At 36.5% G+C, this 12,135-nt stretch carries 16 protein-coding genes; 6 read left to right on the top strand and 10 right to left on the bottom strand.

The features are described 5' to 3' along the window. Nucleotides 1-5: 5 nt before the first annotated feature. Together SACI_RS04430 and SACI_RS12040 are read right to left on the bottom strand one after the other, a co-directional pair. On the bottom strand, nt 6-1,556 hold the full coding sequence (locus tag SACI_RS04430) for a phytoene desaturase family protein (RefSeq protein WP_015385521.1): 1,551 nt from the start codon (nt 1,554-1,556) through the stop codon (nt 6-8). Between the two features lie 2 nt (nt 1,557-1,558). Next, nucleotides 1,559-1,714: a hypothetical protein gene (locus tag SACI_RS12040; RefSeq protein WP_011277792.1), complete on the bottom strand. Its 156-nt coding sequence runs from the start codon at nt 1,712-1,714 to the stop codon at nt 1,559-1,561. 39 nt (nt 1,715-1,753) lie between these two features. Between SACI_RS12040 and SACI_RS04425 the strand changes: the two genes are divergently transcribed. Together SACI_RS04425 and SACI_RS04420 are read left to right on the top strand one after the other, a co-directional pair. Continuing rightward, the gene (locus tag SACI_RS04425) at nt 1,754-2,848 is read left to right on the top strand and encodes an alkaline phosphatase family protein (RefSeq protein WP_011277791.1); all 1,095 of its coding nucleotides are present in this window, start codon (nt 1,754-1,756) and stop codon (nt 2,846-2,848) included. Further along, nucleotides 2,841-3,383 carry a phosphoribosyltransferase gene (locus tag SACI_RS04420; protein WP_015385520.1) on the top strand — a complete coding sequence of 181 codons (543 nt, stop codon included), beginning with the start codon at nt 2,841-2,843 and terminating at the stop codon, nt 3,381-3,383. Before SACI_RS04425 ends, SACI_RS04420 begins: the two co-directional genes overlap by 8 nt. Here the strand turns inward: SACI_RS04420 and SACI_RS04415 are convergent. After that, nucleotides 3,380-5,053 carry an acyl-CoA mutase large subunit family protein gene (locus SACI_RS04415; RefSeq protein WP_015385519.1) on the bottom strand — a complete coding sequence of 558 codons (1,674 nt, stop codon included), beginning with the start codon at nt 5,051-5,053 and terminating at the stop codon, nt 3,380-3,382. The two genes, SACI_RS04420 and SACI_RS04415, sit on opposite strands and share 4 nt — an antisense overlap. Nucleotides 5,054-5,138: 85 nt before the next feature. Between SACI_RS04415 and mce the strand changes: the two genes are divergently transcribed. Both mce and hsp20 read left to right on the top strand, forming a co-directional pair. Beyond that, nucleotides 5,139-5,564 (top strand): methylmalonyl-CoA epimerase, encoded by a 426-nt coding sequence (gene mce / locus SACI_RS04410; RefSeq protein ID WP_011277788.1) that lies wholly within the window; start codon nt 5,139-5,141, stop codon nt 5,562-5,564. A gap of 42 nt (nt 5,565-5,606) precedes the next feature. Then, nucleotides 5,607-6,128 (top strand): archaeal heat shock protein Hsp20, encoded by a 522-nt coding sequence (gene hsp20, locus SACI_RS04405; RefSeq protein WP_011277787.1) that lies wholly within the window; start codon nt 5,607-5,609, stop codon nt 6,126-6,128. Here the strand turns inward: hsp20 and SACI_RS04400 are convergent. Next, nucleotides 6,115-6,615 (bottom strand): ZPR1 zinc finger domain-containing protein, encoded by a 501-nt coding sequence (locus SACI_RS04400; protein ID WP_011277786.1) that lies wholly within the window; start codon nt 6,613-6,615, stop codon nt 6,115-6,117. The genes hsp20 and SACI_RS04400 overlap by 14 nt on opposite strands. A gap of 52 nt (nt 6,616-6,667) precedes the next feature. Here SACI_RS04400 and SACI_RS04395 point away from each other — a divergent pair, with 52 nt between their 5' ends. Next, the gene (locus tag SACI_RS04395) at nt 6,668-8,248 is read left to right on the top strand and encodes a GTPBP1 family GTP-binding protein (protein ID WP_011277785.1); all 1,581 of its coding nucleotides are present in this window, start codon (nt 6,668-6,670) and stop codon (nt 8,246-8,248) included. Between the two features lie 6 nt (nt 8,249-8,254). Here SACI_RS04395 and SACI_RS04390 read toward each other — a convergent pair whose 3' ends face one another. After that, entirely contained in the window at nt 8,255-8,689 is a 435-nt protein-coding gene (locus SACI_RS04390) for a CoxG family protein (RefSeq protein WP_011277784.1), read from the bottom strand. 28 nt (nt 8,690-8,717) lie between these two features. On the opposite strand from SACI_RS04390, the gene SACI_RS04385 reads away from it, so the two are divergent. Continuing rightward, nucleotides 8,718-9,281 carry a nucleotidyltransferase family protein gene (locus SACI_RS04385; RefSeq protein WP_011277783.1) on the top strand — a complete coding sequence of 188 codons (564 nt, stop codon included), beginning with the start codon at nt 8,718-8,720 and terminating at the stop codon, nt 9,279-9,281. Here the strand turns inward: SACI_RS04385 and cutC are convergent. The 5 genes from cutC to SACI_RS04365 form a co-directional block, all read right to left on the bottom strand. Next, a complete protein-coding gene (cutC, locus tag SACI_RS04380) occupies nt 9,232-9,738 on the bottom strand; it encodes a glyceraldehyde dehydrogenase subunit gamma (RefSeq protein ID WP_011277782.1) in 507 nt (168 codons plus the stop codon). The genes SACI_RS04385 and cutC overlap by 50 nt on opposite strands. Continuing rightward, the gene (gene cutB, locus SACI_RS04375; protein WP_011277781.1) at nt 9,735-10,577 is read right to left on the bottom strand and encodes a glyceraldehyde dehydrogenase subunit beta; all 843 of its coding nucleotides are present in this window, start codon (nt 10,575-10,577) and stop codon (nt 9,735-9,737) included. Before cutB ends, cutC begins: the two co-directional genes overlap by 4 nt. Nucleotides 10,578-10,621: 44 nt before the next feature. After that, nucleotides 10,622-10,765, bottom strand: a complete 144-nt coding sequence (locus SACI_RS11615; RefSeq protein ID WP_011277780.1) for a YHS domain-containing protein — start codon at nt 10,763-10,765, stop codon at nt 10,622-10,624. A gap of 15 nt (nt 10,766-10,780) precedes the next feature. After that, nucleotides 10,781-11,497 carry a uroporphyrinogen-III C-methyltransferase gene (gene cobA / locus SACI_RS04370; protein WP_011277779.1) on the bottom strand — a complete coding sequence of 239 codons (717 nt, stop codon included), beginning with the start codon at nt 11,495-11,497 and terminating at the stop codon, nt 10,781-10,783. A gap of 143 nt (nt 11,498-11,640) precedes the next feature. Beyond that, nucleotides 11,641-12,135, bottom strand: a complete 495-nt coding sequence (locus tag SACI_RS04365; protein WP_230937966.1) for a hypothetical protein — start codon at nt 12,133-12,135, stop codon at nt 11,641-11,643.

Genomic DNA, 12,135 nt, shown 5'->3' with positions numbered 1-12,135 from the left:
TTAAGTCATTGTAATACACCAGTGTCCTTGAGAATCTGAACCGCAGAATTATAGCCAGGAGCTCCAGTTACACCGCCACCTGGATGAGTACCAGAGCCACAAAGGTATAGGTTCTTTATTGGCGTCTTATATCTGGAGTAACCTATAGCAGGTCTAAAAACATATAATTGGTCAGGTGTCATGTCCAAATGAAATATATTCCCACCCATCATACCGAATCTGGCTTCTATGTCCTTAGGTGTTAAAAACTCCAGTTGTATAGGCTTAAAGTTAGGTGCAAATTCTCTCAGAGAATCTAAGACATTCTGCAATAGTTCCTGTTTTTTAGCTTCATCGTCGTAACCATAAACAATGTATTGCCCAAATATGTTAAAGACATATTTTCCAGATGGAGCTAATGTTGGGTCTAAGGTTGAAGGAATGTTAAGGGATAGCCATGGTCTTTTGGAATAGCCTATAGATCTTGCATCAGTATATGCTTTTTCGATATAGTCAATGGACGGCATAATCAATTGAGACGCAACATGTATAGGTTTAAAGTCCTTTCCAGATCCATAATCTGGAAGCTCTTCTGTGTACCCGTTTATCTTGAACGAGACTCCCGTTGATTTTAGCGCCTTTATCTTACGCAGAAAATCTTCGTCCAATTCAGCATCCCTTAGTAGTTTAAGAAAAGTGGTTTTAGGATCGGCATTAGAGACCACAATCTTAGAATTAATAATTTTACCATCTTTCAGCTCAATGCCAGTTGCAACACCATCCTTAACAAGTATTTTATCGACCTGAGAGTTCATGTAAATTTCGACTCCATGATCTATTGCGTATTTTGCTATGGCTTTACTTATAGCTCCCATTCCTCCTTCAACATATCCCCATGCCCCCTTTATACCATTAACTTCCCCTATATTATGATGCAGAAGGACATATGCTGTTCCTGGGGTTGAAGGAGATGCAAAAGTACCTACAACAGCATCTTCGATAAGAGCAGCTTTCAACTCCTCACTTTCGAAAAACTCATCCAAGAAAGACTTTCCATCTTGGAAAAACATTCTGGCTAGGGTTAAGGCATCATTTTCGTTGATGTTAAATGACTTCACAAGCTTGAGCAGCTCTTCTATTTCTGTTATTTCAGGAGGTGGACTGAGCATTACAAGATCTATAATTTCACTCATATTATCTAAGAGTTTAACAAACTTCTCATAATTTATAGAATCTTTCTTAGAAAATTTTTCTATTTCTTTCATTGTTCTCTTTAAGCTTAGCCATATTGTTATACTCTTTCCGTTTTCAAATGGTACAAATAAACCAGGATCTTTCAGATAGACTTTCAGTCCATATCGTTCTAACTCTAGATCTTTAATGATTTTCTTCCTTAATAGACTCAAAACATAAGAACCAGTCGAGACCCTTATACCTGGCCATAGTTCTTCAGTAGCTGCAGCACCACCTATAATATTCCTTCTCTCAAATACTGCTACCTTAAGACCATATTTAGCTAAATAGGAGGCGGTAACTAAACCATTATGTCCTCCGCCTATGATTACAACGTCATACATTACTAAGTTTTTCTTAACCTAAATATTAAAGCTAAGACAGCTCCTATTGCAGACAGACCGATACCGACATAAACTAGCATTGAAACTAAACTACTATAAGATTCAGGATTTCCGTTAGCACTAGCCGTTGCTGCATACACAATAAGATCTAAAATCATACCATCTCTTCTTATTAACTTAAATAAAACTTTATTGGTATGGAATTTGTATATCCTGATTACTACTCAAATAGCGTTTATAATTTAGCCTGTGCGATTGCTGATTTTTTAGGAGTAAATAGGGAATGCAAAGGCAAGAAACTAGAGATAAGCGGTAGGAGGATTGCTTTAACACTCCTGGATGGTCTTGGTTACACAATGCTAAGTGATGCAGGCTTTACTGTAGACAGAACTATAACAACAGTTTTTCCTTCAACTACTGCTACAACTTTAACCACCTTATTTACTGCTCAATTACCAGCTGAGCATGGTATATTAGGTTATACCACTTACTCAAAAAGACTTGGAGGAATAATCAACACTCTCAAGTACACTTACCCTTTAGTGGATACTAGGGACATTATTTCAGAGGAAGGTATCGAATATGAGAAAGCGTTCCCGGATGTAAAAAATTATCTAAAAGAAGTTAGAGACAAAAAGACAGCAGAAGTGACTCCTAAGGGATTAGAAAATACACAGTTTACTAAGTTAACACACGGTAGGACGAACATCACGAAGACTTATATAAATTATTGGGACGCTTTCACAGAAGCTTCAAATATCCTTCAGATGAAAGAGTATGATTTCGTATATATCTACATTCCTGATGTTGATAGTTTGGCACATAAACATGGTCCAAACCACCCAGTAGTAAAAGAATGTATACGAGATCTTTATAACGGTCTAATGAAACTGGCTGAGAGATTCAAGGATTACACTTTTGTGATTACAGCAGATCACGGACATGTTCAGGTTAATGAACATATTGCCCTTAACCACGATTCAGAGTTATTAAAACTTCTAGATGTTGTTCCTTATGGAGACTCTAGGGCTGTGTTCTTACACAGTAGATATGATCTAAAGACGTATCTAAAAACAAAATATCCCAACCTTGAAGTTTTTGGTAGAAATGAGTTTGAAAAATTAATAGGTGGTAATACCTCTTATGCGGACTATATAGCTGTTCCTACCGACTCCAATGCGTATGTATACCTATTTAAGGAAGAGGGAAACGAATACAATAAACTTAAAGGTCATCACGGAGGCTTATCACTTAATGAGATGAAAGTACCCTTGGTGATCTGGAATGGTTGAATACTATGTGCCGAGTTGGAATGAGATAGAAGAAGGCGTGCTAACGATAGCTGAAAAAATGTTAGACGATAATTTTGTTCCTGATATGATAGTGAGTATTTTAACCGGAGGCGTGATACCAGCAAAACTCATATCAGATGCTCTGGGGATAAAGAATCTGAAGTACGTAGATATTAGGTTTTATAAGGGAGTAAAGGATAGAGAGAATAAACCTATAGTAAGAGCTATTTATGTGAACGACGTAGAGGCTAAGAAGGTATTAGTAATAGACGACGTATCAGATACCGGAGAAACATTAGATTTTGCAGGTAACATTATTGCAATGTTTAATCCATTAGTTGTAAGAACAGCCACATTGTTTGTTAAACCTTGGTCAAGAAAATATCCAGATTATTACTATAAGATAATTGATAAATGGATCATATTTCCATGGGATAAGTGGGAGATAGTTAGAGAAAATAATGAAGTTGAAGTTGAGAAAAAAGAGAGATTTTTGGAAATATTGAAGAAATTAAAGGTACAAAAACAAGATTAAAATAAAGAAGGTTCTTTATATTCACCCCATAATTCTCTCAAAACTGAGCTCACTTCTCCCACAGTAGCTCCTGATTTTATTGCATCGAGAATATAAGGAAATATATTTACGTTCTCCTTGTCTGCAGCATTTCTTAATCTTGAAAGGGAACCCTCGACCTTAGAGTTATCTCTCTCCTTTTTGTATTTTGCAAGCCTTTGCAATATCCTATCCCTAACCAACGGATTAACCTTAAAAACCTCTGTTGTGCCTATCCAGTCAGGCTCATAATACATGTTTACGCCCACCCTCACCAAATCATTTTGCTCTAATCTCTTTTGAATCCTGTACGAACTCTCTGCAATCTGTGCCTGTGGATATCCTACCTCTATTGCTTTCATCATTCCGCCCATTCTTTCAATGTCATAAAGAATTTTCCAAGCATGTTCCTCAATCTCGTCAGTTAACCACTCAACATAGTACGAACCTGCAATTGGGTCTATTGTATCAGTAGCTCCACTTTCATGGGCAATAACCTGTTGAACCCTGATGGCTATTTTAGCTGCTTTCTCAGTAGGTAAACCTAATGCTTCATCATAAGAATTTACATGAAGACTTTGAGTACCACCTAATATTGCAGCTAAAGCTTGTAACGTAGTTCTTATGATATTTATTTCAGGTTGTTGAGCAGTAAGTTCAGCCCCACCAGTTTGGGTATGAAACCTAAGCATCATCGACTCAGGCTTTTTAGCATTGAACATTTCTTTCATAATCTTTGCCCACATTCTTCTCGCCGCCCTAAATTTTGCTATTTCCTCAAATATGTTGGTGTAAGCTGCAAAGAAGAAGGATAATTTAGGTGCAAAATCGTCAACTGATATACCTCTCTCAATGGTTTTCCTGACATACTCAATACCGTCAGCTAGGGTAAAAGCCACCTCTAGGATCGCATCAGCTCCAGCCTCTCGTATGTGATAACCACTGATGCTAATTGGATGCCAATTTGGGATGTTTTTAGATGAATACTCAATTAGATCAACTGCATATCTTATTCCAAATTCTGGTGGATAAATGTAATTTTTTCTAGCTATGTATTCTTTTAATATATCATTTTGCACAGTACCATCTAACTCTGAGGTAGATATACCACGTGACTCAGCAGTGGCTATATACATGGAAAGTAATTCAATTGCCGTAGCGTTTATAGTCATCGATGTGGTCACTTTCTGAATAGGTATATCCGACATTACCAAATCCATTTCCTTCCAATGAAAAAGAGATACACCAACAACTCCTACTTCGGTAAAAGCTAACTTGTGATCGGGGTCAAGACCTAACTGAGTTGGCAAGTCAAAAGCCATGCTTAATCCTGTTTGACCAGCTTCCAGAAGCTTTCTAAACCTATAATTTGTATCTTCAGCAGAACCGTATCCAGCATATTGCCTTATAGTCCACAGTCTTCCTCTATACATGTTAGGATATATACCGCGGGTATATGGATACTCTCCTGGAAAGCCTAGTTTACTTAGATAGTCCCCCTTCTGATCTAAAGGAGTGTAGAGTCTTTTAACTAATATACCAGATGGCGTGAGAAAATTGTTCTTCCTTTCTGGTCTCTTACTAATCCATGGCTTAAGGACTTTCTCTTCCCATTCCTTTGATTTCTCCAAAATCTTATCGTCAGTGTCCATTGTCATCTGATATATATTTGCTTAAACAGTTTAAAATCCTTTCTTTTTAATCAAACTTATAAACTAAATAGAAAAAATATACTTAATGATAACAGATGCAATAGACCATATCGGTATAGCAGTAGAAAATCTAGATAATTCAATAGACCTCTACACAAATAAGCTTGGATTTAGAGTTGTGCATAGAGAAACACTACCAGACAGGGGTATAAAAGTAGTTTTTCTAGCTGGAAGTAGCGGAGAGACTACCATAGAGTTAATGGAACCAATAAATCATGATGATGAAACTAACACAGTTGTTAAATTTTTAAAAAACAGAGGTCCAGGACTTCATCATTTAGCCATAAAAGTAAGTGACATAAAACAGTCTCTCAGCGAATTAAATATCCTAGGTATTCAGCTAGTAGATAAGACACCAAGGGTAGGTGCTAGAGGACATTTGGTTGCATTCATTCATCCTAAAAGTACAATTGGGGTTTTAATAGAATTGGTTCAAGTTAAGGATAGTTGATTTTTTATTTTTGAATGCAAAAATCTTACCGGTGACCAACGAATGTCAAGAAGATATAGAGATCCATTTGACCTTTTTGATGAACTAATAAAAGAGATTGAGGAAGAATTTGAAAGATTTGAGAGGGAATTTGAAAGATATGGACCTGAAGAAGGAGGAAAGAGATTTGGACCTTATATTTACGGATTTAGAGTAACTGTAGGTCCTGATGGAAAACCAATAATAGAGCAATTCGGAAATGTGAAGTCGTATAAAGGAAAACCACTTATAAGTGAAGAAAGGGAACCATTAATTGATGTTATAGAGAGAGGCGAAGAAGTTAGAGTTATAGCGGAGCTACCAGGAGTTGACAAGAATAATATAAAGGTAAAAATAATAGAAGGAGGAAAGAAACTAATTATACAAGCCAGCGGAGAAGATAGAAAATACTATAAAGAAATAGATCTACCCACTGAAGTTGATGATAAAAGTGCAAAAGCCTCATATAATAATGGCGTACTCCAAGTAGTACTCAAGAAACTTAAAGGTAAGGAAGAGAAGGGTACTGAAATTAAAGTTGAGTGACACTAGCTTTTTTAGATTCCACGTAGCTTAGCCCACTTTGATCTTCTATAATTAGAGTGAAAGGAAGCTCACCTTTTTTAGCCTTTTCAATATCTTGACAACCGTTATTTTCACATAATTCCCCCATATTGTCAAGCAATATTTCAAGTAATCCTTCAACTGTAGTTATTACGCCTTGATATGCTTCTTTAGATAGAGCCTCCACTCCCAGTTCCGGAATTATTACATTTGCATAAGGTGAACGGTATAGAATAGACCTTAAATCTTCTTCATTTTCTACCTTTAATATAATCTTAATAGGCTTACCCTCCTCAAATGGTTTTACATCTCTAATTCTGTATCCACAACTCTCGCACTCAAAGACCATGAGCAATAATACTCCAGCCTTTGGAGCTTCATATGAGTATTGTCTTATCCACATTGAGTTATTGGAACATACAGGGCATATGTGCTTGCCTTCGTATAATAGTTTAAGATCTGAAGTCACATGTAAAAATATAACGCCCAAGAAAAAATAATTATTTGGAAATAGTGGTGAAATGAAATATCCTAAGGAGAGTGAAACTGGAAAGATAGAATACAAACTGTTAATACTAAATGATGACGAAACAAGACTACAGAGTCTAGCAACTCAAATGAAATATAGATTAGAGGAAGGTGGAGGAGAAGCATTCTATATAATAGGTGTAGGAGACAATGGAGAGATTATAGGTATCGAAAGGGATCAGTTAGACAAAAGTATAGCTACAATAGAGAAAATAGCGTCTACAATAAACGCTAAGATCGTTCATAAAAGGATAGTTGAAGTAAAAAGCAGGAAATTCATTGCGGAACTGTTAATTAGGATATTCAAAGAGAGAATGCCAGTTCAAGTTAACATAGCTGTAATGGGACATGTAAATGCAGGTAAGAGCACACTCACAGGTGCACTAATCCTAGGGAAACTGGATGATGGAAATGGTACCCTAAGAGCTTTAATAGCACGTCATATGCATGAAATTCTCTCTGGGCGGACTTCTTCAGTAACACTAAGACTGTTAGGTCTCGATAGTAATGGTAATATAATAAATTGGACCTTGAGGGATCCTTTGGATGAGGCTGAGATAACTCTCAAAAGTTCCAAAATAATAAGGCTTATAGATCTAGGAGGACATGAAAGATATTTGAGAACTACACTGAAAGGACTTTTAGGATATGAGGTCGATTATGTTATGCTCGTTGTAGGTGCTGATGACGGACTATCTGCAATGGGAAAAGAACATCTGGCAGTAGCTTCGATTTTGAAATTTCCCATTTTTATAGTAGTCACAAAGGTCGATAAATATAGCAAAGAGAAGACTAATGGAATAGTGAATGATATCAGAAACATCCTAAAGATACCCGGAATAAATAGATTGGTAATAGAAGTAGAGAATGAGGAAGATTTATTAAATTCTATACTAGCAATGAAAACTAAAAGAGTAGTACCTATTTTTAAAGTTTCTAATGTAACAGGAGAAGGACTTGACCTACTTATGAAGTTCTTAAACATGTTGCCACCCAAAAAGATCGATAAGAGGGATGAAAATGAAGAGCCACTTGTATATATAGATGAAATATATAACGTATCAGGAGTAGGTACAGTAGTATTGGGATCTGTTGTAAGAGGAATGATTACCACGAATAGAAATTACTACATAGGTCCGACGAGGCTAGGAGACTTTAAGGAAGTTAAAGTGAAGAGTATTCAAGTGAACAAAATATTCGTGGACAAGGTATCTTCTGGAACCATAGCAACATTCGCCATACAGGGACTGGATAAGGATATACTTAGAAAAGGCATGGTTCTCACTAATCATAATAGTAAAGTCAGATCTTCAAGGAAGTTTAAGGCTAAAGTTATGGTGTTGCACCATCCCACAACGATAAAAGAGGGTTATGTTGCGACACTACATTTATATACAATACGACAAGCGATTAGATTTGAAAACATTTCTACTAAATATTTGAGGAGCGGTGATGCTGCAGAAGTCACATTATCCTTCTTATATAGACCAGAATATATAGAAAAAGATCAAATATTTGTATTCAGAGAGGGTAGAACAAGAGGACTTGGGATAGTAATTGATTTACTTGATTGAAGATCCTTAGTTTGCTGCCTTCAGTTTTATACATTCGAAAAGGTCGTTAAGTAGCTTATTTACTGCTGAATCCATTAGCCTAGCTCCTATTGATGCTAGCACTCCGCTAACTTTTACGTCAGCAGAGTACTTTAGCCTTACAGGAGATTCTAAAAGCTGTACTAATGCTGTGATATCCAGGTTACTATTAAGTCCAGTACCTTTTGCAACTAAATTCAGGCTTTTTGAACTCTGATCTATATTCGATAGTTGTACGTTAGCCTTATACTCACCCTTAATAAAACCTATGCCAGCTGTCCCTACCACTGCATACGTGTTTTCACCGGTCTTTGTAATGCTTTTTAGACCAGGAAAGCAAGATGCTACTTTTTCTACGTCTGTAATAAAACCCCATAGCTTATCTGATGAGAATGGAACTTGAAGTTCGCCTTCAAACTTCATAAGAATGATATACTAAATACTAGTATATATGAAAATCGGTGCTATCATCCTAGCCGCAGGAGAGGGAAAGAGATTTGGAGGAAATAAATTATTAGCAACAATTGATAATACACCATTAATACTAAAGACCATTAACTCGGTAAAGTTTCTCGATAGAGTAGTCATAGTGGGTAAATATTACAGGGAACTCCTGGAGGTATTGTTAGATGAAATTGTAATTTATAACCCTAATTGGAGAGAAGGGATATCGTCATCAATTAGGCTCGGTGTGAGATTCTTTTCCAATTTCGACGGAGTCTTAGTACTACTAGGTGATATGCCACTCATTACGGAAAATACTGTTAAAAAAATAATATCTGAATTCAAGGAAAACTGTTATGCCGTAATTCCTGTTCATAAAGGATCTAGAGGGAATCCAGTTCTACTTAGTAGGGTGCTCTATGAGAAAATAATGAATTTACATGGAGATGTCGGAGCTCGCATGATTTTAGGAGAGTTAAAAAAGGAGAATATATGCGAGGTTGAGTGTGGAAGAGAAGTGCTTATAGACGTTGATACGCCTGCTGATTTAACCTTGCTGCAGCGTCCTTAATTGCCTTTATGATGTTCTGATAGCCTGTACACCTGCATAAATTACCAGATATACCTTCCCTTATCTCTTCTTCTGTAGGATTAGGTTTCTCCTTAAGTAACCAGTAAGATTCCATTATCATTCCAGGAGTACAATAACCACATTGTAAAGCATGGTTTTCCCAGAAGGCTTCTTGTATTGGATGAAGCTTACCGTCTTTACTTAGACCTTCAACTGTAGTTATTTCACTTCCATTTGCTTCTATTCCAAGGACTGTACATGATTTCACCGATCTACCATTCATTATTACAGTACAGGCACCACAATTAGACGTATCACATCCAACATGAACACTGGTATATCCCAATTCTCTTAGAACATGAACTAGTAATCTCCTTGGTTCTACCTCTACTTCATGGGTTTCTCCATTTATCCTTAAAGTTATTTTAGCCTTCTGATCTTTATCAACTATGATCATATCTTACCACCTATTGCATTTATAATTGCTCTCTTTGTCATAACTTTAACCATCTTTTTTTTATATTCAGCTGAGCCTCTTATGTCAGAGCTCGGGTTTGCACGCTCCACTGCCCTGCTAGAGGCTTTCTCAATTAACTCTTGAGATAGCCTCTTACCGATAAGCTCTTCTTCAGCTTCTTTAGCTCTTACAGCTACATTATTTACAGCAGTTAGACCTATTCTAACATCGTCAACAACATCTCCACTTAACTTTAGTAGAACTGCTACGCCAACTATGGCAAAATCCCCAGCCCTTCTCTCTAACTTCTCATAAGAATACTTGTAATTTCTTAGATCAGGTAACTGTACTTCTACAACCAATTCTCCAGGATTCAAATCTGGTGTAAACATATCTTTTGCAAAATCCTTAAAACTCACAGTCCTCTCTCCCTTCTTACTTTTAATTTTAACCTCTGCATCTGCTGCAATTAATGAGGCTGGATAATCAGCTGCAGGGTCAAGGTGAGATATACTTCCCCCTATTGTTCCCATATTTCTTACCTGTGGATCTGCTATCTTAGTTGCTGCCTGACTAAGTAAAGGAACACCAGCTTTAGAAATATCATAATGGGTTGTAAGTGCGCCTATTCTGTACTTACCACCTTCAAATTTAACATAATTTAGCTCCTTAAAACGTCGGATTTCCACTAGATAGGACGGACGAATTATCCTTAATTTCAATGCCGGTATGAGACTATGACCTCCTGCTAATGGTCGAGCGTCTTCATGATCCTCTAGAAAGTCAAACGTTTCGTCAATATTTTCTGGAATTACATAACCTATTTTAGGCGGATACATAGATTTGAATACCTTTAGTGACTTAAATACTTTACGTGAAATTGTTAATGCTGAATATATTTTTCTGGCCTTTTCTTAAATTCAGCCATACACAAGGGGCTACAAAAATAGTACGTCTTTCCCTTGTAACTTAATTTATATTTAGTATCTTCATTAACTTCCATCCCACACACTGGATCATTTTGCATAATTAAATCTCGATTTCAACATTTTTGAAGTTTATTTCTCAACAAAACCACATCTCCTATAACTATAATTGCGGGAGCTTTTACTTCATTTTCCTTAACAATCTTTATCAGCTCTTCCAGTTTTCCTAAAAAGACCCGTTGATCTTTCAGTGTTCCCTTTTCAATAACTGCCACAGGTTCGTCTTTATTTCTGACCGACAACAGTATTCCGTATAGCTCCTCTATCACATGTATACCCATCAATATAACTAAAGTTCCCTTTTTTGGAATATAATCAGAAGTAATGAGCTCGCCATTAGATCTGGTAGCGGTTATAATGGTCACAGATGGCGAAGCTAATCTAGATGTCACTGGAATTTTTGCAGTTTCTGGAACTGCAATTGCACTAGTAACTCCAGGAATTATTTCACATTCTATCCCGTTCTCCACCACATATATACATTCCTCTTCTCCGCGACCAAAAATTGTAGGATCTCCTCCCTTCAACCTAACCACGGTTTTACCTTCTCTAGCTTTCTCGACAAGGAGATGATTTATCTTTTCCTGTAAGTATGCGTCTCCTATTTCTTTACCAACATATATTAACTCACACTTCAAACCAGTCAGTATCGATTCAGGAACTAGCCTATCATATAACACAACGTCTGCACTTTTCAGTATGTTTAATGCCTTTATAGTTATGAGCTCAGGGTCTCCAGGACCAGCACCGACTATATACACTCTCCCATTCATAGGATTTCACTATAGTATGTCACTATTTTAATACAATCAATTTTAGCGTAAAGTATTGAATGTATACTAAAAAATGTTATGAGGGCACATCAAAGTAAAATCTTTTCGTGTGACCAAAATTTTTTGAGGATTTTGAATTTTTATCATTTTTCCCTTAAGCTATATAGAATCTTAGTTATCTCACCTACAATTCTGTCCTCATCTTTAGATCGTGACTCAGCGTAAATTAAATCGTCCATAACTACTAGAAATCCGTTCGTGAGTTCAGCATATCTATAACCCTTACATCTTTCGCATGTTCCCTTAAGAATTAGTTTTTCCTCCATATTTATGAGACTATATTTCAGAATTTCGTTCTTTTTCACCTTACTTGGACCTGAGAATATAGCAGCTCTCCTTGCAAGTTCATACATTGATATTTTTAGTATATCCTCAGTACTTACACCTTTGTCTCTTAGAGCCTTAGGAAGAAGAAAATCAGCTTGGACTTGTTGCTTAATCTCTTTAATATTTTTCCTGATCTTATCAACATCGCCCCTTAGAGAACTTAGGCACTCCTTAGCCATATCTTCAGCTTCTTTTGAGTCTCCAACCCATAGGTCAATTAGTATTTTATAGATATTATTACAGTCCATCAT

This window comes from Sulfolobus acidocaldarius DSM 639 (genome assembly GCF_000012285.1).
GTDB classification, from domain to species: domain Archaea; phylum Thermoproteota; class Thermoprotei_A; order Sulfolobales; family Sulfolobaceae; genus Sulfolobus; species Sulfolobus acidocaldarius.
Note: the sequence above shows the minus strand (reverse complement) of the source record. Positions and strands in the feature narration are given on the sequence as shown.

Excerpts from the sequence above, each read along its gene's own strand:
- SACI_RS04430 (WP_015385521.1), bottom strand. The coding sequence starts at position 1,556 with ATGTATGACGTTGTAATCATAGGCGGAGGACATAATGGTTTAGTTACC.
- SACI_RS12040 (WP_011277792.1), bottom strand. The coding sequence starts at position 1,714 with ATGATTTTAGATCTTATTGTGTATGCAGCAACGGCTAGTGCTAACGGA.
- SACI_RS04425 (WP_011277791.1), top strand. The coding sequence starts at position 1,754 with ATGGAATTTGTATATCCTGATTACTACTCAAATAGCGTTTATAATTTA.
- SACI_RS04420 (WP_015385520.1), top strand. The coding sequence starts at position 2,841 with ATGGTTGAATACTATGTGCCGAGTTGGAATGAGATAGAAGAAGGCGTG.
- SACI_RS04415 (WP_015385519.1), bottom strand. The coding sequence starts at position 5,053 with ATGGACACTGACGATAAGATTTTGGAGAAATCAAAGGAATGGGAAGAG.
- mce (WP_011277788.1), top strand. The coding sequence starts at position 5,139 with ATGATAACAGATGCAATAGACCATATCGGTATAGCAGTAGAAAATCTA.
- hsp20 (WP_011277787.1), top strand. The coding sequence starts at position 5,607 with ATGTCAAGAAGATATAGAGATCCATTTGACCTTTTTGATGAACTAATA.
- SACI_RS04395 (WP_011277785.1), top strand. The coding sequence starts at position 6,668 with ATGAAATATCCTAAGGAGAGTGAAACTGGAAAGATAGAATACAAACTG.
- SACI_RS04390 (WP_011277784.1), bottom strand. The coding sequence starts at position 8,689 with ATGAAGTTTGAAGGCGAACTTCAAGTTCCATTCTCATCAGATAAGCTA.
- SACI_RS04385 (WP_011277783.1), top strand. The coding sequence starts at position 8,718 with ATGAAAATCGGTGCTATCATCCTAGCCGCAGGAGAGGGAAAGAGATTT.
- cutC (WP_011277782.1), bottom strand. The coding sequence starts at position 9,738 with ATGATCATAGTTGATAAAGATCAGAAGGCTAAAATAACTTTAAGGATA.
- cutB (WP_011277781.1), bottom strand. The coding sequence starts at position 10,577 with ATGTATCCGCCTAAAATAGGTTATGTAATTCCAGAAAATATTGACGAA.
- SACI_RS11615 (WP_011277780.1), bottom strand. The coding sequence starts at position 10,765 with ATGCAAAATGATCCAGTGTGTGGGATGGAAGTTAATGAAGATACTAAA.
- cobA (WP_011277779.1), bottom strand. The coding sequence starts at position 11,497 with ATGAATGGGAGAGTGTATATAGTCGGTGCTGGTCCTGGAGACCCTGAG.
- SACI_RS04365 (WP_230937966.1), bottom strand. The coding sequence starts at position 12,135 with ATGATGGACTGTAATAATATCTATAAAATACTAATTGACCTATGGGTT.